Below are 18,141 nucleotides of genomic sequence, written 5' to 3' on the forward strand. Positions count from 1 at the left end.
GTGAGCGCTCTCAGCTACGTCCGGGGTAGAACGGACCCCCCGCTTCTGGATTTGACGATAGGACAGGCTCTGGCGCACGCTGCCATTCGGTGGGGTGATCGCGATGCTTTGGTTTCGGTGGAACAGAATATCCGCTGGACCTATGATGATCTACTTGCTCTTTCCGATAAGCTGGCTGCCGGACTGTTGGAGCTCGGCCTGCAGCCGGGGGATCGCATCGGCATCTGGTCGCCTAACTGCGCGGAATGGGCCTTGACGCAGTTCGCAGCCGTCCGCGCAGGCTTGATCCTGGTAACGATAAACCCCGCCTATCGATTGTCGGAAGTCGAATATACGATCAACAACGTCGGATTGCGCGCGCTGGTGGCAGCCGAACGATTCAAGACCAGTGCCTATGCCGACATGATCGAGACGCTGGCTCCGGAGCTGCCCGGCTGCGTACCGGGGCAGTTGGAAGCAAAGCGGCTGCCGACGCTCAAAGCGGCCATCCTTATCAGTGAACAGCCGCGTCCGGGCTGGCTGCGCTTTGACGACCTGCTATCGTCGGCTCCGTCTCTGGATCATCTGCGTTCGATTGAGCCGCAAATTCGGGCGGAGGACGCAGTGAACATTCAGTTCACCAGCGGCACTACAGGTTTGCCGAAAGGCGCTACGCTCAGCCATCGCGGCATCCTTAACAATGGCTATTTTGTCGGCAGCGCCATGGGCCTGATCCCCGGCGACCGCATTTGCATCCCTGTGCCGCTATACCATTGTTTCGGGATGGTTATGGGAAACCTTGCGGCCATCACGCATGGATCGGCCATGATCTATCCATCGAGCGCGTTCGATCCTGCGGCGGTATTGCGTACGGTGGCGGAGGAGCGCTGTACCGCCCTATATGGCGTTCCGACGATGTTCATTGCGGTTCTGGCACGGCTCGAGACGGATGCGACCGATACGTCCTCATTGCGCACTGGGTGCATGGCCGGGGCGCTTTGTCCGGAGCCATTGATGCGGGACGTTGTGGATCGCCTCAACATGCGAAATGTGACGATCGCCTATGGGATGACGGAGACCAGCCCCGTCAGTTTCCAGACCGTGCCCGGAGATTCGATCGAACGTCGAACCACCACCATCGGCCAAGTTCAACCGCACCTCGAATGCAAGATTGTCGATGCCGACGGCGTGATCGTCCCGCGCGGAACGCCGGGAGAATTATGCACGAAGGGCTATTCCGTCATGATGGGATATTGGAACGATCCTGTGCAGACGATGGCCGCCATCGATTCAGACGGATGGATGCACAGCGGCGATCTGGCCGTGCTGGACGAGGCTGGCTATGGGAGCATCGTAGGCCGGATAAAGGACATGATCATTCGTGGGGGGGAGAATATATATCCCCGTGAGATCGAGGATTTTCTGCGGATGCACCCAGCCGTCGAGGATGTCTCCGTCGTGGGCGTGCCGGACGATCATATGGGGGAGGAAGTCTGTGCGTGGATAACATTACGCGCCGACGAAAAACTGACTGAAGATGAGGTCAGGGCATTTTGTGTGAACCAGATATCCCACTATAAAATACCCCGGTTCATACGGATCGTTGACGCGTTTCCGACCACCGTGACTGGAAAGGTACAGAAGTATCTGATACGTCAGGCGATGGTGGAGGAATTTGAGGGGCAAAGCTAGGTCCGACCGACATTCAGTTCTGGCGGCCTGCAAATGGCGGTTCTCCGCGCTTCCGGTGCTCACGTACTTTGAGTACGCTGCGCTCCGGGTCGCGGAAAACCACCATTTTACCTTCGGTGGCCTTCGGCTCGGCTCGCCATCTCCTGAATGTCGATCGGCCCTAAGGCAAGCCAGTCGTTTCGATGCTTGCCCCTGATGGCAGGATGGGAGCCCTCGTCGCAGGATCGAGGGCTCATTGGCGTGCTGACAAAAGAGGCCTTTAGAGCTTCTGGTTCAACTCCGGCACCACCTTGAACAGGTCGCCGACCAAGCCGATGTCCGCGACCTGGAAGATCGGCGCATCCTCGTCCTTGTTGATGGCGATGATGGTCTTTGAATCCTTCATCCCCGCCAGATGCTGGATCGCGCCGGAAATACCCACGGCGATATAGACTTCCGGCGCCACGATCTTGCCGGTCTGCCCGACCTGATAGTCGTTCGGCACATAACCCGCATCAACAGCAGCGCGCGAAGCACCCACCGCCGCGCCCAGCTTGTCGGCCAGCGGGAAGATCACCTGCTCGAACGTCTCGCCATCCTTCAGCGCACGGCCACCCGACACGATGATCTTGGCAGACGTCAGCTCCGGACGCTCCTGCTTGGCGATCTCGGCGCCGACGAAGCTCGACAGACCCTTGTCACCCGTCGAGGCCACGGCTTCCACCGCGCCCGAACCACCCTCGCGCGCCGCCTTCTCAAAAGCAGTGCCGCGAACGGTGATGACCTTCTTCACGTCCTTGGACTTGACCGTCGCGATCGCGTTGCCCGCATAAATCGGACGCGTGAAGGTATCTTCGCTCTCGACCGACAGGATGTCGCTGATCTGCATGACGTCCAGCAGAGCCGCGACGCGCGGCGCGATATTCTTGCCGTTGCTGGTGGCAGGCGCGACGAACGCGTCATGGCTGGCCATCAGTTCAACGACCAGCGGCGCGACATTTTCTGCCAACGCATGGCCGAATGCCGCGTCATCAGCGACATGGACCTTGCCCACGCCAGCGATCTTCGCAGCAGCCTCACCCACGCCACCGACGCCAGCGCCAGCGACCAGCAGATGCACTTCACCCAGCTTCGCAGCGGCGGTGACGGCGGAAAGGGTCGCGTCCTTGACGGCGCCGCCCTCATGTTCAACCCATACCAGAGTCTTCATGCTGCAACTCCCAGAGCCTTGAGCTTCGCGACCAGTTCATCGACGTCGGCAACCTTGACGCCAGCCGAACGCTTGGCGGGCTCGGTGACCTTCAGCGTCTCCAGACGCGACGAGATATCGACGCCATAATCGGCGGGCGTCTTGTTCGCGAGCGGCTTGCTCTTCGCCTTCATGATGTTGGGCAGCGAAGCATAGCGCGGCTCGTTCAAACGCAGGTCGGTGGTGATGATGGCAGGCGTGTTCAGCTTCACCGTCTCCAGGCCGCCATCGACTTCACGGGTCACGCTGACCTTGTCGCCCTCAACCTCGACCTTCGAGGCAAAGGTGCCCTGCGGCAGGTTCAGTAGCGCCGCCAGCATCTGGCCGGTCTGGTTGCTGTCGTCGTCGATCGCCTGCTTGCCCAGGATGATCAGGCCAGCCTGCTCTTCTTCCTGCACTTTGGCGAGCAGCTTGGCGACGCCCAGCGGTTCGACTTCGTCATCCGTCTGGATCAGGATCGCGCGGTCCGCACCCATGGCCAGCGCCGTGCGCAGCGTTTCCTGCGCCTTGGCGACGCCGATCGACACGGCGACGACCTCGGTCGCCACGCCCTTTTCCTTCAGGCGAATGGCTTCCTCGACCGCGATCTCGTCGAACGGGTTCATGCTCATCTTGACGTTCGCCAGATCGACGCCCGTCCCATCCGCCTTCACACGCGGCTTCACATTATAGTCAATGACCCGCTTCACGGGCACAAGAATCTTCATGCGCCTCTCCATCAGTATGCATGCATACGACCCCATATAACCTCGAATCCCCGGCGTAAAGCGGCCTGCATAAAATAAGTTCCTTGCGTAACATACGCGAGCGAACTAAATGAGTCCTTGGCTGAACATGACCGTCGCAATGAAGAGCGGCGAGCGGCCCGGTGCCGCGTCCTTGAACAGGTGAGGTGAATGACTCAACTCGGCATTTCGCGCTACGGCGCCTATGTTCCCCGGCTTCGGCTGGATCGTTCCTTGATAGCGGAAGCGCATGGTTGGATGGCGCCCGGCCTGCGTGGGCAGGCGAAAGGCAGCAGGGCGTTCACCAGTTGGGATGAAGACGCCATCACCATGGGCGTCGAAGCTGCCCGCGATGCTTTGGCTGACACCAGTCTGGATAGCGTCAAGGCCGTACGGCTGGCATCGACCAGCCTGCCTTATGCCGACCTTCAAAATGCAGCGATCATGGCGCGGGCGATCGGCGCTCCGGCAAGCGTCGCTACGTCGGACGCCGCTGGGTCGCAGCGGGCGGGGACCTCTGCCCTGCTACAAGCGCTCAAGGGCGCGGAGCCGACTCTTGTGGTGGCATCCGACAATCCGTTCGCAAAGCCTGCCAGTGCGCAGGAAATGAGCTTTGGCGCGGGGGCGGCCGCCTTTGTGATCTCAGACCGTGACGTGGTGGCGCGGCTGATCGGATCAGCGTCTCTCACCGAAGTTTTCGTCGATCATTTCCGGTCGGCGAACGCCCAGAGCGATTATGGCTGGGAAGAAAGGTGGGTCCGCGACGAAGGTTATGCGAAGATCGTGCCGCAGGCTGTCAGGGCGGCGCTGGATCAGGCGCAGCTCTCCATTGGCGATATTCAGCATTTCGTCATGCCCTCCTATCTGAAGGGTGCGGCGGATATGGTGGCCAAGAAGCTGAAGTTTGGAGGCGCTGTAGCCGGAGCCTTGGACGATGGCGTAGGCTATGCGGGTGCGGCCCATGCGCTGCTGATGTTCTCGGCGACGCTGGAAAAGGCGCAGCCGGGCGATCGGATCTTGCTGGTCGGTTTCGGTCAGGGTGCCGATGTCCTGATATTCCAGGCGACAGAGGCAATCGCATCCGTCCGCCCCGCGCGGGGCGTCGTCGGCTCTATCGCGGATGGCTTGCGAACGGACAGCTACCTGCGGATGCTGTCATTCTATGGCGGGATCGAAAATGAATGGGGCATGCGTTCGGAGAAGAGCGCCAAAACGGCTCTGACCGAGCAGTATCGCTCCGCAGACCAGCTCGAAGGTTTCAACGCTGGAAAGTGCGGCAATTGCGGTGCAGTTCAGTTCCCTCAGATGCAATATTGCGTGCAATGTCACGCCCCGGGGGAGCAGTTCACTGACGTTCCCTTGCGGAACAAGACTGCGGAAGTCCTGACGTCAACCGCTGACTGGCTGTCCTATCATCCTTCACCACCACTGTGGGTTGGCTTCGTCAAGTTCGACAATGGCGCGCGCGTCCTGATGGAGATGGTGGATATCGGCCCGGATGGGATCGACACCGGGGATCAGGTTCGCATGGTCTTCCGCATCAAGGAGAAGGACCGCCAGCGGGGATATAACCGCTACTTCTGGAAATCGACGCCGCTGAGCGCGGCCTGAGGAGTTCGCGACATGGCGACGGGTATCAAGGACAAGGTGGCCCTTCTGGGCATGGGCTGCTCCAAATTCGGCGAACGATGGGACATGGGGTCGGCCGACCTGATGAAGGAGGCGTTTGAGGAAGCGCTCGCCGACGCGGGGATCGAGCGTAACCAGATCGAAGCGGCATGGTTCGGTTGCTGGGGCGATAGCGTCAATGTCGGCAACAGCTCCATTCCCGCCGCGATGGCGCTGCGGCTTGAAGGCATTCCAGTGAGCCGCGTCGAAAATATGTGCGCGACCGGAACAGAAGCGCTGCGCGGAGCCACTTATGCTGTGGCGTCGGGCGCCGTGGATATTGCGCTGGCGATCGGGTCGGAAAAGCTGAAGGACACGGGCTTTGGCGGCCTGCCTCCAGCTTTCAAGGGTACGTTTAACGACATGTGGATGCCGTTGGGCTCCGCGCCCGCTGGCTTTGCTCAGCTCGCGCCCTATTACCGGGCGAAATATGGCACCAGCAAGGAAGACTTGAAGCGCGCCATCAGCCATGTGTCGTGGAAAAGCCACCAGAATGGCGTGCACAGCCCCAAGGCGCATTTCCAGAAGGCGGTGCCGATGGAAACCATCATGAACGCGCCGATGATTTCCGATCCGCTGGGCCTGTTCGACTGTTCGGGCGTGTCGGATGGCGCGGCCTGCGCGATCGTGACCACGCCGGAAATCGCGCGGGCGCTGGGCAAGACGGACCTGGTGACGATCAAGGCGCTGCAATTGTCGACCAGTTCCGGCCGCGAGACGCAGACCAATGAGTGGGATGGCAGCTATGTCGCCACCACCCGCAACGCGGCGGCGCGGGCATATAAGGAAGCAGGGATCACCGATCCCAAGCGCCAGGTGAACCTCAGCGAAGTGCATGACTGTTTCTCCATCACCGAACTGGTGACGATGGAAGACCTTGGCTTTTCCGACGATGGTCGGGCAGTTTTCGACATATTGGACGGGCGCTACGACCGCGATGGGGCGATGCCCTGCCAGATCGACGGCGGTCTCAAATGTTTCGGGCACCCGATCGGCGCTTCGGGCCTGCGCATGGCCTATGAGGTCTACAGCCAATTGCTGGGCCGGGCAGGGGAGCGGCAGCTTGCCAGCCCGTCCATCGGACTGACCCACAATCTGGGCGGTGTTCCCTATCAGGGCATCGCCGCCATCTCTATCCTGGGACTTGCGTGATGCCTGGAGTCTGGTTTGACGAGCTTGAAGTCGGCATGGTCTTTGATCATCCCATTCGGCGCACCATCACCGAAACAGACAATGTTCTGTTTTCCTGCATGACCCACAATCCGGCGCTGCTGCACCTGGATGAGGAATATATGAAGGGGACGCCCTTCGGCCAGCGGCTGGTCAATTCGGCCTTCACGCTTGGCCTGATGGTGGGCATTTCGGTTGGGGACACGACGCTGGGCACGGCGGTCGCGAACCTTGGCTGGGATGAGGTGCGTTTCCCGAATCCGCTGTTTCACGGGGACACCATCCACGTCACGAGCGAGGTCATCGATCTGCGCGAGTCAAAGTCGCGGCCTGAAGCCGGGATCGTCACATTTCTTCACAAGGCCTATAATCAGAAGGATGAACTGGTAGCGTCGTGCAAGCGGTCCGGCCTACAGCTCAAAAGGCCTGCGTCATGACCCTGCCGATCCGATCCTTCCTCTTCATCCCCGGCGACAGCGAGAAGAAGCTGGGCAAGGTTGATGGCGTCTCTGCCGATGCCTTCATCCTGGACCTGGAAGACGCCGTCGCCATGGCGCGCAAGCCAGTGGCGCGGGAGATGGTTCCGGCCTTTATCAAGGAACGTCCACGCGCTGCACGAAAGTCGCAGCTATGGGTGCGCGTCAATCCGCTGGACACCCCCTGGACTCTGGAAGACTTGGCCGCGATCGTACCAGTCGCGCCCGATGGCATCATGCTGCCCAAGGTCAACGGTCCGGAGGATGTGGCGCAGGTCAGCCATTATCTGAGCGCGCTGGAAGCGGCATCCGGTGTCGAGCAGGGTTCGATCCGCATCCTGCCGGTGGCGACCGAAACCGCAGTCTCCCCCTTCCGGCTGGGCGATTATGCGGCGGCGGGTCTCGACCGGCTGTACGGGCTGACATGGGGCGCGGAAGATCTGAGTTCAGCTATCGGCGCGAGCGGTAACACCGATGCGCACGGCGAATGGACGCATACCTACAAAATGGTGCGTTCGCTGTGCCTGCTCGGCGCGCATGCCGCAGGCGGCGAAGCGGTGGACACGCTCTACGTCGATTTTCGTGATCCCGAAGGTCTGCGCGCCTCATGCAAGGCCGCGCGGGCGGAAGGCTTTTCCGGCCGCGTGGCGATACACCCGGCGCAGGTGGACATCATCAACGAAAGCTTCTCGCCATCCGCCGATGAGGTGGATTTCGCCCGGCGGGTGGTGGACCTGTTCGCCGCCAACCCGGATTCCGGGACATTAGGACTGGACGGCAAGATGTTGGATATCCCTCACCTCAAACAGGCGGAAAGAACATTGGCAATGCACGAGGCGCGCCGTGGTTGACGTGCAGCACAGCAGCGAAGGCGGACGCGGTATCTTTTCCGCCGAGCATGAACAGTTTCGCGAAACGGTCGCCCGGTTCGTGGATGAGGAACTGGTTCCCAACCATCATCAGTGGGAAAAGGACGAAGTCGTCCCCCGCGAGATATGGAAGCGGGCGGGCGAGGTGGGCATCCTTTGCCCCAACATCCCTGAGGAATATGGCGGCTTTGGCGCCGACTGGCTCTACAATGTCGTCGTCATTGAGGAGCTGGCGAAGAAGGGGATCACCGGCCCCGGCTTCATGGTGCATTCGGAAATGGTCGCGCCCTATATACTGACGGCAGGCAGCGAGGAGCTGAAGCGCGAGGTTCTGCCCCGCATGGTCGCGGGCGAATATATCGGCGCGCTTGGATTGACCGAGCCGGGTGCTGGTTCAGACGTAAAGGAAGTCCGCACCCGCGCCGTGCGTGAGGGCGATGATTATGTGCTGAACGGGCAAAAGGTCTATATTTCCAACGGCCAGCTCGCCGACATAATGGTCTGTGCCTGCAAGACCGATCCGGCGGCGGGCGCCAAGGGCGTCAGCCTGATCGCGATCGACACGCACCAAGCGGGTTTCAAGCGTGGCCGCAATCTTGAGAAGATCGGCCTAAAAGCCCAGGATACGTCGGAAATTTTCCTGGAGGACGCCCGCGCGGAATCCTGGCGGCTTCTGGGCCGCGAGGGCGGGGGCTTCGGGATCATGATGGGCAAGCTGGCGCAGGAAAGGCTGACGCAGGCGGTGCGCAGCATCTGCGTCGCGGAGGCCGCACTGGAATGGACCGTCGCCTACACCGCCGAACGCAAGATGTTTGGCCAGACTCTGGCGGATTTTCAGAACACGCAATTCGTGCTCGCCGAACTGTCGGCCGAAATCCTGTCCGCCCGGACCTTCACCGATTGGTGCATCAGGCGCTTCCTTGCAGGAGAGTTGACCGGCGTCGAAGCGGCGAAGGTGAAGCTGGTGGTCACCAATCTGCATGTGAAGGTCGTCGACCAGTGTCTGCAATTTTTCGGCGGCTATGGCTATATGACCGAATATCCGATCGCGCGGGCTTATATCGACGCCCGCATTGTACGCATCGCGGGCGGCGCGGCGGAGGTGATGAAGCAGATTATCGGCCGCGACCTGTTCGGCAAATGAAGGCGGTTGCCAGATCATAGCTGGTCAGCATAGAGAGGCTATGAAACATCATACGCCTGCTGATCATCGGGTTCGCTATCATACGCTATTGCAGTGAGGGCGAATTATGGATCGTTGGATGATGATGACGCACTGAAATTGCCTTTGACTGGATGGTGAGAATGACGAACACGCTGAAAGCGGCCGCGCCAAAAAAGAAGACGCCGAAACGGCCCTCCGCGCAACAGTTCACGTTCGGCTATCTGGTGCATGACGTATCGCGTATCCGGCGCACCGTGATGGATCTGCTGATGCGGCCTTACGGGATCACCCGATCGCAATGGTCGGTGCTGAGCACCCTGTCGCGGGCAGGCAATGACGGGATGATGCAGGTCGATCTCGCCCGGCTGATGGAAGTGGGCAAGGTGACCGTTGGCGGGCTGATCGATCGGCTTGAAGCCTCGGGCCATGTCGAACGCAGGGCAGACGCCAACGACCGCCGGGCCAAGCGTGTGTTCATCACGGAAAAGGGGTTCGACGTGATCGGCCTCATGATCGAACTGGCCGCGACGATGAACCGCCGCATCCTGGAAGGCGTATCGGACGCCGACCGGGGAGTGTGCGAGGATGTGCTGTTGCAGGTGAAACAGAATTTGAAGGACGTCCTGCGCGAACAGGGTGGTTCGAGCCTGATCGAGGGCGAAGACTGAAATCAGCGACGGGAAGGCTGGAAGCTCATGTTTTTTATCGTTCTGGCCGCCGATAAGCCGGGCGCTCTACCCCTTCGGCTGGAGCATCGGCAGCGCCATCTGGATTATTGGCTGGAACAGGGTGCTGCGGTGAAAGTCGCTGGTGCGATGCTGGATGGAGACAAGCCGGACGCAAGTCCCCAAGGCAGCTCTTTCCTTTTGGAGGCCGAAGATGAGGCCGCAGTCCGCGCGCTGCTCGCGGGCGACCCGTTCACCAAGGAAGGCGTGTTCACGGGCGATTTCGTCGTTCAGCCGGTGCGGCCTGCCATAGGCGAGTGGCGGCGCGACTGAACGCGAGCGCAGTTCCGGAAGCCGCTAATCCTCGCCAATATAGACCAGCGTCTTGGGCGCGTTGCTATCCGCAAAAAGCGCCTCCAAGGCCCCACTGACCCGATCGATACCGGGTTCGACATGGTCGTGAAACTTCAGGTCGCCGTTCAGTACCATGTCGCTCAGCTTTTCCACGGCTTCGGGAAAGCGGGCGACATGATCGAAGATGACGAAGCCGCCGCAAAGAAGCGCGCGCATCAATATCTCGCGCTCGTTGCGAAGGCCGGTCGGCGGGGGGGTCCAGCTGGGCGTGGCGGCGGTGCCGCAATGCACGATACGTCCGTGCCTGGCCATCGCGCGGATCGCCGTATCCAGGATCGGGCCGCCGGTATTGTCGAAATATATGTTGAAGCCGCCGGGGCGAGCCTCCGCAAGGGTAGCCGCCAGATCGACGGACTTGTAATTATAGGCGACGTCATAGCCATAGTCGCGAACGCAGCTTTCCACCTTCTCATCGCTGCCAGTCAGGCCGACGACGAACGCGCCCGCGCGCTGTCCGATCTGGCCCACGACACTGCCGACCGTACCTGCCGCCGTTGATACAAGCATGGCCGCGCCCTCATAGGGAGGCGCGATGTCTTGAAGTGCGAGCCATGCCGTCACGCCGGGCATGCCAAGTACCCCGGCATAGGCGGAAAGCGGCGCGCGCGGATGGGGGATGTGCGACAACAGGTCGCCGCGTGTCGCGACCTTATAATCCTGCCAACCGAAGAAGCCGTAGACTACATCGCCTGATCGGATGCCATCATCGCGGCTTTCCACGACCACACCGACCGCCAGCGCGCGCATCGGCTGACCTAGTGGTGTAAGGGCCTCATTGGCCGCCCAACCGCGCTGTACCGGGTCCGCCGCAAGATAGAGGTTGCGTACCAGAAACTGGCCCTCGTCGGGCGATGCAATGCTGACGTCTTTGCGGGCGAAATCGGCTGCGACGGGGCTGGCCGCCGGACGGCGTGCAAGGATGACCTGCCGGTTCGTCAGGCGGGTGCTGAACGGAGGAATGAAGTCCGGCACGCAAGCTCCATATCAGGCGGTAATAACTCGTATGCCTGCAATCTATATCCCCCCACCAAAGGTTGTCAAATCAGATATAATGCGTATGGTACGATAACACACCATATAACGCCGCTGGGCTGTTGAGTGGTCTTGAAACGCCATTGGAGGGATGACGCTTGGACATTGAGAAAATCAGGAACCTGACGATTGAGCCCATCGTCCAATCCTATGACAAACGGGACACGATCCTCCATGCGCTGGGGCTGGGCTATGGCCTGGACCCGCTGGATGAGGCAGAGCTGCCGTTCGTTTATGAAAAAGAACTGCGTTCCTTGCCCTGCTTTGCGAACATCCTGTGTCATCCCGGATTCTGGGCGCAGCGGCCGGAATTCGGCATCGACTGGGTGAAAATTCTGCACGCCGAGCAGGATTTGACGATGCACAAGCCGCTGCCCCCGACGGGCACGATAAGAGGCGAGTATCGCGTGGCCGGGATCGAGGACAAAGGTGAAGGGCGCGGCGCGCTGCTCCATCAGGAAAAGGCGCTGTATGATACGGTCACGGGGGATCATCTGGCGACCGTGCGATCGACGCTGTTCATGCGCGGCAATGGCGGGGAGGGCGGTTTCGGCAATGCCATCCCGGCCGCCGATCCGGTGCCGGAAGGAAAGCCCGACGCGGTGGTGGAAATTGCTACCCGGCCGGGCCAGGCCCTGATCTATCGTTTGAGCGGGGATTGGAATCCGCTGCATGCAGAGCCAGCGATTGCACGAAAGGCGGGGTTCGACCGGCCGATCCTGCATGGCCTGTGCACCAAGGGCCTCGCAAATCGCGCGGTGCTGGCGCATTATTGCGACAATGACGTGGCGCGCTTCAAGGGCATGTTCGTCCGCTTCAGCAAGCCGGTCATGCCGGGCGAGACGATCCGCTTTGAATTTTACGAGCAGGGCGGCGGCCAGCTGCGTTTCCGCGCGGTGGCGGCGGAACGGGATGTGGTGGTGCTCGACCGCTGCTCCGCGCAGGTGAGCGAAGCATAGAGCGGCATCAGCGCGCACGGATATGTCTCCGTGCGCGCCGATACTCGGCTTATTCCCCGCTCAGGAATTGCTTGCGGACCAGCCCGCGCTGAACCTTCCCCGACGCTGTGCGGGGCAGTGCAACGCCTAGTTCGATCCGGCGCGGAATCTTGTAGGCAGCCAGCGACTGCCGTGCGAAGGCGATGAGCTCTTCCGTATCGAGTTCATGACCGGGACGAACTTCGACCGCTACGGTCACTCCTTCGCCCCATTTGGGATGAGGCAATCCGAACACGGCGCAGTCCATCACGGCCGGATGATCGCGCAACACGGCCTCGACCTCGGCCGGATAGACATTCTCCCCGCCCGAAACGATCATGTCCTTGATCCGGTCGGTCAGGAACAGATAGCCATCCTTGTCCAGCCTTCCCCCGTCGCCCGATCGATACCAGCCGTCGATCAACGCTTCCGACGTTGCCTTCGGATTGTTCCAATATTCGATCAGCAGGCTGGGCGACTTGACCCATATTTCGCCTGGCTGGTCCACGGGCAGAAGTTGGCCTTGCGGATCGCGAATGGCAACGCTGAAGCCGGGGAGGGGCCGTCCCACCGACCGGAGCAGATGCGCGCGATTAACGTCATGCTCTTGCGGTCCAAGGATCGACATTGTGCCGGTGATTTCGGTCATGCCGTAATATTGCAGGAAGTGGCAGGAGAAGCGATCGACCGATCGTTCCAACAGGCCGGGGTCCATCGACGCGGCGCCATAGTGGATACCGCGCAGCGTCGGTACGCGAACATTCCGCGCGTCCATCTCCGCTATCAGCCCGCGCACCAGCGTCGGCACGATGAAAGTGCGGGTAACGCCAAATTCCAGGCAAGCGTCCAATATGGTCGCGGGCGCGGTGTCCGCGATGATGTGGACGGTCGCACCGCGCACCAAGGCTGTGCATACCCATGACATCCCACCGATGTGAAAGGTGGGTAGGGGGGAAAGCAGCACCTCGTCATCGCCCCAGTCGGCGAAATAGCCAGACACATTCTCCACATGGCGATGGATGCCGAACGCATATTGGGACGTGACGACGCCCTTGGGACGCCCGGTGGTGCCACTGGTGTAGAGTTGCAGGCAGGGTGCGTGCGGGTCCAGCGGCGAGCGAGGCGCTGGCTGTGCCGCCACAATCCGGCTGCGTAGACCTTGCGGCCCCTCTTCATCCACGACCAGCGTCGGAAGGCCGCGCTTGTCCGCTTCCCTGAGCAGCGGAAGGAACTCGCTGTCGGTAATGACCAGGCTGACCTCGCTATCCTCCAGCACATAGGCCGTTTCCGGAGCCGTATTGCGCCAGTTGATCGGCACGAGGACGGCACCAGCGCGAATGGCCCCGATCAAGATGAGGAAGAACAGATCGTTATTCTTGCCGAGATAGGCGAGGCGGCCACCCTGCCTGACGCCATACTCGCCAAGCAACGTGACGACTGCATCGCAACCACGGTCCAGCTGGGCATAAGTCCAACTATGATCGCCGAATATGATGGCTGGCTTGTCGGGCGAAACGGCGGCAGCGACATTGGGATAATCGGACGGCAGGATAAGGCCGCTATCGTCCAGCGCAGGCCCTTCCGCCAAGGCCAGACCCTGCGCTAGCAGCCCGCCGATCGCTTCACCGTCAGAATGCGACATCGTCTCCACCCTTTGTCTGCATCAGGGCGCGGGCTTCGTCCGGCGTGGCAACTGTCAGGCTAAGTTCTTCCAGCACGCGGCGGATTTTGGCCACCTGTTCGGCGTTGGACGTCGCGAGCTTGCCCCGGCCAGCATAGAGGCTGTCTTCCAGTCCGACGCGCACCGATCCGCCCAGCAGCGCGGACAAGGTGACGAGCCGCATCTGGTGCTTTCCTGCGGCGAGCGCGGAAAAGATGAAGTCTTCGCCAAACAGTCTGTCCGCCGTCGTCTTCATGTGCATGACATTTTCAGGATCAGGCCCGATGCCGCCCAATATGCCGAACACGCCTTGAATGAAGAAGGGCGGCTCCACCATCTTGCGGTCAACAAAATGGGCAAGATTGTAAAGGTGCGCGACGTCATAGCATTCGAACTCGAACCGGGTGCCCTGGTCCGATAATTGCGTCATCGCCTGCTCGATCTGGGCGAAGGTGTTCGACAGGATGAAGTCTTTTGTCATCTCCAGATAGGGCAGTTCCCAATCATACTGCCAATCCGAAATCTTGGCCCCGGCCCCGGAAATGTTGAAGTTCACCGATCCCATGTTCATCGAACAGACTTCGGGCCTGAACATCTTCGCGGGCGCCAGCCGATCAGCCAGACTCATGCCCAAACCACCGCCCGTGGTGATGTTGACGATGGCGTCGGTGGACTGCTTGATCCGCGGAAGGAACTGCCGGAAGAGCTCCGGATCTTGTGACGGCTGCCCGGTTTCGGGATTACGGGCATGCAGATGAACCATCGCGGCCCCTGCCTCTGCCGCCGCGATCGCCTCGGCGGCGATCTGGTCGGCAGTGATCGGCAGATGGGGGGTCATGCTCGGCGTATGGATCGACCCGGTGACGGCGCAGGTGATGATGACCTTGTCAGTGCGTTTCATATGACTTTCGGCTTTGCGCCGCCTCTCCAGAGATGACAGTTTTTATCAATAATTCGTCAGATAATCTCGCCCAGCACAGTGCCCACGGGATAGGTTTCCCCGATTTCCTTGAAAATCTTCAGCGTGCCCGATGCCGGTGCTTCCACTTCCTGGGTGGACTTGTCGCTTTCCAGGGCAAATAGCGGCTCTCCGGCCGTCACTGCCCCGCCATCGGCCACGAGCCATTCGGACAGCAGCCCTTCATTCATGGAAAAGCCGAGCTTGGGCAGCAGGATTTCAGTCGACATGATATTTTCTCCTTGGGCGGCGCTACCGTGACGCCGAAGATGATCGATTAAGCATCGTGGCGAATGAACGACGTACGCGTCCATCGCCGTGATATTTGTTTCTCAGACGGAACACTCCGACGCGCTGAAAGCAGGATAGTCCGTGTAGCCTCTTTCCTCTCCCACATAGGCATAGTCGAAATTCGCCTCCGCAAGCGGAAGGCCGCGCCTTATCCGGGCGACGAGGTCAGGATTGGCGATGTAGGGACGGCCAAAGGAAATGGCGTCCGCCTTGCCCTTGGCAATGGCCTCGCCCGCAGCGGGGCCGTCGAAGCTGCCATTCTGGATGATCGTCCCTGAAAAGACGGCGCGTAATCGCTCCATGACCGGGTAATCGGGCTTCTCCATGAAGCCGGACGCGATGGGCTCGATCAGGTGAATATAGGCAAGCCCGCTCTGCTGCGCGAGGCGGCCGATCGCTTCGGTCAGGGCTCCCGGATCGGCATCACCCATGCCCTTGCGCTCGCTTGTCGGGCTGACGCGCAGGCCCACGCGGGCGGGATCGACCTCTGCGGTCACCGCCTCGATCACCTCACGCAACAGCCTGACGCGATTTTCAACACTGCCGCCATAGCCATCCTGCCGATGATTGCTCTTCGATTGCAGAAATTGGTCGATGATATAGCCGTTGGCCCCGTGGATTTCGACGCCATCGAAGCCTGCGATCTTTGCGTTTCTCGCTCCCCGGCCATAGGCGGCGACAAGCTGGCCGATATCCGCCTGCGTCATTTCGCGCGGTACGACATAAGGTTTCATCGGCAGGAAACCGCCCTGATAGTCTTCAGGAGGCGGCGCCATCGTTTCGCCTTCCCCGGCAATGGGCGACGGAGCAATCGGCTGCTGCCCCCCGATATAATCCGGCAGCACCAACCGGCCCATGTGCCAAAGCTGGCAGTAGATGCGCCCACCCGCCGCATGGACGCGCCGCGTGACAGCTTTCCAAGCCTCCGTCATCTCATCCGACCAAATACCCGGAGCGCGATACCAGCCCATGCCCAGCGGATCGACCGCAGTCGCTTCGGAAATGATCAGGCCCGCGTCCGCGCGCTGGGCGTAATATTCGCCTTGAAGCGGCGTGGGCACGTGCCGGTCGTCCGCACGGGCACGAGTCAGGGGCGCCATGACCACCCGGTTCGGGATTTCCAGCGACCCTATCGTCAGCGGTTCAAACAAAGCGTCCAGAGACATTGTTATATTCCTGCGAGCTTACCCATACAAAGAGGCGGCGGACGTTCGACGGCCCGCCGCCGTCACGCTGCTATCAGGGGTCGAGCCATTCGCCCGGGTTGATCCCGGCGTTCGACCGCGCGAATTTCAAAATCTTGGAGACGCGCTCGCCGAGTACGGTCGGGTCCTTCGACGCTTCGCAGCTCGGACCATGCTGCCAGCTTTCGGCGACGGTGATGCCGTATCCCCAGACTTCGAAGACTCGGCCACTCACCTGGCTTGCCTCGGCGCTGGCGAGCCAGGCGACGAATCCCGCAATCCATTCAGGGTCGCGGCGCTCCAGCTGCTCGGGCGTCCATTCGCGCAATCCCGCCGTCATGCGTGTTTCAGCACGCGGCGCGATGGCGTTTACGGTGACGCCGATCCGCTGCAATTCGCGTGCGGCGACCTGACTGAAGCTCGCAATGCCACCCTTGGCTGCGGCATAGTTTGCCTGGCCGATGTTGGCGAACAGGGCCGAATGCGACGTCGTGTTGATGACACGGGCATCCGGTTGACGCCCCGCCTTGCTTTCCGTGCGCCAGTAATTGGCGGCATGATGCGTGGGTGCGAAGGTGCCCTTCAGGTGCACCTTGACCACGATGTCCCATTCCTCCTCGGTCATGTTGACCAGCATGCGGTCGCGCAGGATGCCCGCATTGTTGATGAGGATGTCGAGGCGGCCGAAAGTTTCAACGGCTTGGTTGACCATCTCCCGGGCATTGTCCCAGTTGGAAACGTCGCCACCGTTAACGACGGCCTCGCCGCCCATGGCCTTGATTTCGCTCACCACGTCCTGCGCCGGGGTCGTGTCGGCCCCGCCGCCCGCTGCGTCGCCGCCCAGATCGTTGACCACGACCTTCGCCCCATGCTGTGCGAGCTTGAGCGCATAGGTGCGGCCGACGCCACGCCCGCCGCCCGTAACGATCGCCACTCTGCCTTTTAGAAAACTCATGCCCTCTTCCTTGCTTACCTAGGAAAATATGTTGGTGCGCAGTGGCTGAACGAGCCGTCGCATAGGCCCCGCCCGTCCTTGCCTCTTTACGCATCTAATCCGTATGCGTACTATATGCTTTAGATCGTTTATGCAACATCTGTCAGCACCGAGGGCGGTGTCACGGGAATAAAAATGACATATGTCGCGTATTAGTGTCTGCTGCAATGTTCAGCAGACAGGGGAAGGCCCGGTGGGAGAGGCGGCAATGGCAAGGTTGGAACGGAAGGTCATCATCATCACCGGCGCCGGTTCGGGCCTTGGCCGGGCGGCAGCAATCCGCTGTGCGCAGGATGGCGCGCAGCTGACGTTGGTCGATGTGAACGCGGAGGGTCTGGAAGAAGCCAATGGTGCCGTCCGGGAGCTTTGCCCGGAGGCGGAAATTCTGTTGGCGCAAGCTGATGTGTCTCAGGAAGATCAGGTCCGCGCCTATGTGGAGAAGGCCGTCGCCCGCTTCGGCAAGATCGACGGTTTCTTCAACAATGCAGGCATCGAAGACCGGCAGGTCGCCACCGAGGATGTCGATGCCGAATTTTTTGATCGCATCATGGCGGTCAATGCCAAAGGTGTCCTGCTGGGCTTGAAGCATGTGCTGAAAGTGATGGCGGGGCAGGGCCATGGCCGGATTGTCAACACGGCGTCCGCGCTGGGTATTCGCGGTTCGGGGCGGCAGGCCGGTTACACCGCCAGCAAGCATGCGATCGTGGGCCTGACCCGCAACGCAGCGCTGGAATATGGCGCGATGGGCATCGGCATCAACGCGGTCGCTCCGGGCGCCATCCTGACGCCATTGGTCGAAGCATCGCTGCGCCAGATAAATCCGGATGACTGGCAGGAAGCCGCCGCGCAGTTCGTCGCGCATAATCCGATGCGTCGCATGGGTATCCCCGAAGAGGTCGCGTCGGTCGTTGCCTTCCTTCTGTCTGCCGACTCATCCTTCGTGAACGGCGCCGTCATCCCGATCGATGGCGGTCAGTCGGCGCAATATTGAACC

The 18,141-nt window shown here is 61.0% G+C and carries 18 protein-coding genes; 10 read left to right on the forward strand and 8 right to left on the reverse strand.

Annotated elements, in window-relative coordinates:
• Positions 1-1,671, forward strand: a complete 1,671-nt coding sequence (locus IZV00_RS14155; protein WP_196227076.1) for an AMP-binding protein — start codon at positions 1-3, stop codon at positions 1,669-1,671.
• Positions 1,672-1,930: 259 nt separating this feature from the next.
• Here IZV00_RS14155 and IZV00_RS14160 read toward each other — a convergent pair whose 3' ends face one another.
• Both IZV00_RS14160 and IZV00_RS14165 read right to left on the reverse strand, forming a co-directional pair.
• A complete protein-coding gene (locus IZV00_RS14160) occupies positions 1,931-2,860 on the reverse strand; it encodes an electron transfer flavoprotein subunit alpha/FixB family protein (protein WP_196227077.1) in 930 nt (309 codons plus the stop codon).
• On the reverse strand, positions 2,857-3,606 hold the full coding sequence (locus IZV00_RS14165; RefSeq protein ID WP_196227078.1) for an electron transfer flavoprotein subunit beta/FixA family protein: 750 nt from the start codon (positions 3,604-3,606) through the stop codon (positions 2,857-2,859). Before IZV00_RS14165 ends, IZV00_RS14160 begins: the two co-directional genes overlap by 4 nt.
• Positions 3,607-3,795: 189 nt before the next feature.
• Between IZV00_RS14165 and IZV00_RS14170 the strand changes: the two genes are divergently transcribed.
• The 7 genes from IZV00_RS14170 (at position 3,796) to IZV00_RS14200 (ending at position 9,970) form a co-directional block, all read left to right on the forward strand.
• Positions 3,796-5,235: a 3-oxoacyl-[acyl-carrier-protein] synthase III C-terminal domain-containing protein gene (locus IZV00_RS14170; protein ID WP_196227079.1), complete on the forward strand. Its 1,440-nt coding sequence runs from the start codon at positions 3,796-3,798 to the stop codon at positions 5,233-5,235.
• Positions 5,236-5,247: 12 nt separating this feature from the next.
• Positions 5,248-6,444 (forward strand): acetyl-CoA acetyltransferase, encoded by a 1,197-nt coding sequence (locus IZV00_RS14175; RefSeq protein ID WP_196227080.1) that lies wholly within the window; start codon positions 5,248-5,250, stop codon positions 6,442-6,444.
• Positions 6,444-6,899, forward strand: coding sequence for a MaoC family dehydratase (locus IZV00_RS14180; protein ID WP_196227081.1), 456 nt, complete (start codon positions 6,444-6,446; stop codon positions 6,897-6,899). The genes IZV00_RS14175 and IZV00_RS14180 overlap by 1 nt, the downstream gene beginning before the upstream one ends.
• Entirely contained in the window at positions 6,896-7,789 is an 894-nt protein-coding gene (locus tag IZV00_RS14185; protein ID WP_196227082.1) for an HpcH/HpaI aldolase/citrate lyase family protein, read from the forward strand. Before IZV00_RS14180 ends, IZV00_RS14185 begins: the two co-directional genes overlap by 4 nt.
• On the forward strand, positions 7,782-8,951 hold the full coding sequence (locus IZV00_RS14190; protein WP_230463431.1) for an acyl-CoA dehydrogenase family protein: 1,170 nt from the start codon (positions 7,782-7,784) through the stop codon (positions 8,949-8,951). The genes IZV00_RS14185 and IZV00_RS14190 overlap by 8 nt, the downstream gene beginning before the upstream one ends.
• 161 nt (positions 8,952-9,112) lie before the next feature.
• Positions 9,113-9,640 (forward strand): MarR family winged helix-turn-helix transcriptional regulator, encoded by a 528-nt coding sequence (locus IZV00_RS14195; protein ID WP_196227083.1) that lies wholly within the window; start codon positions 9,113-9,115, stop codon positions 9,638-9,640.
• 27 nt (positions 9,641-9,667) lie between these two features.
• Positions 9,668-9,970 (forward strand): YciI family protein, encoded by a 303-nt coding sequence (locus IZV00_RS14200; RefSeq protein ID WP_196227084.1) that lies wholly within the window; start codon positions 9,668-9,670, stop codon positions 9,968-9,970.
• A 24-nt stretch (positions 9,971-9,994) separates the two neighbouring features.
• Here IZV00_RS14200 and IZV00_RS14205 read toward each other — a convergent pair whose 3' ends face one another.
• Positions 9,995-11,023 carry an MDR family NADP-dependent oxidoreductase gene (locus IZV00_RS14205; protein ID WP_196227085.1) on the reverse strand — a complete coding sequence of 343 codons (1,029 nt, stop codon included), beginning with the start codon at positions 11,021-11,023 and terminating at the stop codon, positions 9,995-9,997.
• A gap of 158 nt (positions 11,024-11,181) precedes the next feature.
• On the opposite strand from IZV00_RS14205, the gene IZV00_RS14210 reads away from it, so the two are divergent.
• Positions 11,182-12,042, forward strand: a complete 861-nt coding sequence (locus IZV00_RS14210) for a MaoC/PaaZ C-terminal domain-containing protein (RefSeq protein ID WP_196227086.1) — start codon at positions 11,182-11,184, stop codon at positions 12,040-12,042.
• A gap of 49 nt (positions 12,043-12,091) precedes the next feature.
• On the opposite strand, the gene IZV00_RS14215 is transcribed toward IZV00_RS14210, so the two are convergent.
• The 5 genes from IZV00_RS14215 to IZV00_RS14235 all read right to left on the reverse strand — a co-directional run bounded on the left by IZV00_RS14215 (position 12,092) and on the right by IZV00_RS14235 (position 17,108).
• Positions 12,092-13,702, reverse strand: a complete 1,611-nt coding sequence (locus tag IZV00_RS14215; RefSeq protein WP_196227087.1) for a class I adenylate-forming enzyme family protein — start codon at positions 13,700-13,702, stop codon at positions 12,092-12,094.
• On the reverse strand, positions 13,689-14,621 hold the full coding sequence (locus tag IZV00_RS14220; protein ID WP_196227088.1) for a 3-keto-5-aminohexanoate cleavage protein: 933 nt from the start codon (positions 14,619-14,621) through the stop codon (positions 13,689-13,691). The genes IZV00_RS14215 and IZV00_RS14220 overlap by 14 nt, the downstream gene beginning before the upstream one ends.
• A 56-nt stretch (positions 14,622-14,677) precedes the next feature.
• Positions 14,678-14,908 carry a biotin/lipoyl-containing protein gene (locus IZV00_RS14225; protein WP_196227089.1) on the reverse strand — a complete coding sequence of 77 codons (231 nt, stop codon included), beginning with the start codon at positions 14,906-14,908 and terminating at the stop codon, positions 14,678-14,680.
• Between the two features lie 102 nt (positions 14,909-15,010).
• The gene (locus tag IZV00_RS14230) at positions 15,011-16,135 is read right to left on the reverse strand and encodes an alkene reductase (RefSeq protein ID WP_230463432.1); all 1,125 of its coding nucleotides are present in this window, start codon (positions 16,133-16,135) and stop codon (positions 15,011-15,013) included.
• Positions 16,136-16,208: 73 nt separating this feature from the next.
• Positions 16,209-17,108 (reverse strand): SDR family NAD(P)-dependent oxidoreductase, encoded by a 900-nt coding sequence (locus IZV00_RS14235; protein WP_196227090.1) that lies wholly within the window; start codon positions 17,106-17,108, stop codon positions 16,209-16,211.
• Positions 17,109-17,355: 247 nt separating this feature from the next.
• On the opposite strand from IZV00_RS14235, the gene IZV00_RS14240 reads away from it, so the two are divergent.
• The gene (locus tag IZV00_RS14240; RefSeq protein WP_196227091.1) at positions 17,356-18,138 is read left to right on the forward strand and encodes a glucose 1-dehydrogenase; all 783 of its coding nucleotides are present in this window, start codon (positions 17,356-17,358) and stop codon (positions 18,136-18,138) included.
• Positions 18,139-18,141 lie beyond the last annotated feature (3 nt).

The sequence above is a fragment of the Sphingobium sp. Cam5-1 genome, from assembly GCF_015693305.1.
Classification (GTDB): domain Bacteria; phylum Pseudomonadota; class Alphaproteobacteria; order Sphingomonadales; family Sphingomonadaceae; genus Sphingobium.

Excerpts from the sequence above, each read along its gene's own strand:
- IZV00_RS14160 (WP_196227077.1), bottom strand. The coding sequence starts at position 2,860 with ATGAAGACTCTGGTATGGGTTGAACATGAGGGCGGCGCCGTCAAGGAC.
- IZV00_RS14165 (WP_196227078.1), bottom strand. The coding sequence starts at position 3,606 with ATGAAGATTCTTGTGCCCGTGAAGCGGGTCATTGACTATAATGTGAAG.
- IZV00_RS14170 (WP_196227079.1), top strand. The coding sequence starts at position 3,796 with ATGACTCAACTCGGCATTTCGCGCTACGGCGCCTATGTTCCCCGGCTT.
- IZV00_RS14175 (WP_196227080.1), top strand. The coding sequence starts at position 5,248 with ATGGCGACGGGTATCAAGGACAAGGTGGCCCTTCTGGGCATGGGCTGC.
- IZV00_RS14180 (WP_196227081.1), top strand. The coding sequence starts at position 6,444 with ATGCCTGGAGTCTGGTTTGACGAGCTTGAAGTCGGCATGGTCTTTGAT.
- IZV00_RS14185 (WP_196227082.1), top strand. The coding sequence starts at position 6,896 with ATGACCCTGCCGATCCGATCCTTCCTCTTCATCCCCGGCGACAGCGAG.
- IZV00_RS14195 (WP_196227083.1), top strand. The coding sequence starts at position 9,113 with ATGACGAACACGCTGAAAGCGGCCGCGCCAAAAAAGAAGACGCCGAAA.
- IZV00_RS14200 (WP_196227084.1), top strand. The coding sequence starts at position 9,668 with ATGTTTTTTATCGTTCTGGCCGCCGATAAGCCGGGCGCTCTACCCCTT.
- IZV00_RS14215 (WP_196227087.1), bottom strand. The coding sequence starts at position 13,702 with ATGTCGCATTCTGACGGTGAAGCGATCGGCGGGCTGCTAGCGCAGGGT.
- IZV00_RS14220 (WP_196227088.1), bottom strand. The coding sequence starts at position 14,621 with ATGAAACGCACTGACAAGGTCATCATCACCTGCGCCGTCACCGGGTCG.
- IZV00_RS14225 (WP_196227089.1), bottom strand. The coding sequence starts at position 14,908 with ATGTCGACTGAAATCCTGCTGCCCAAGCTCGGCTTTTCCATGAATGAA.
- IZV00_RS14230 (WP_230463432.1), bottom strand. The coding sequence starts at position 16,135 with ATGTCTCTGGACGCTTTGTTTGAACCGCTGACGATAGGGTCGCTGGAA.
- IZV00_RS14235 (WP_196227090.1), bottom strand. The coding sequence starts at position 17,108 with ATGAGTTTTCTAAAAGGCAGAGTGGCGATCGTTACGGGCGGCGGGCGT.
- IZV00_RS14240 (WP_196227091.1), top strand. The coding sequence starts at position 17,356 with ATGGCAAGGTTGGAACGGAAGGTCATCATCATCACCGGCGCCGGTTCG.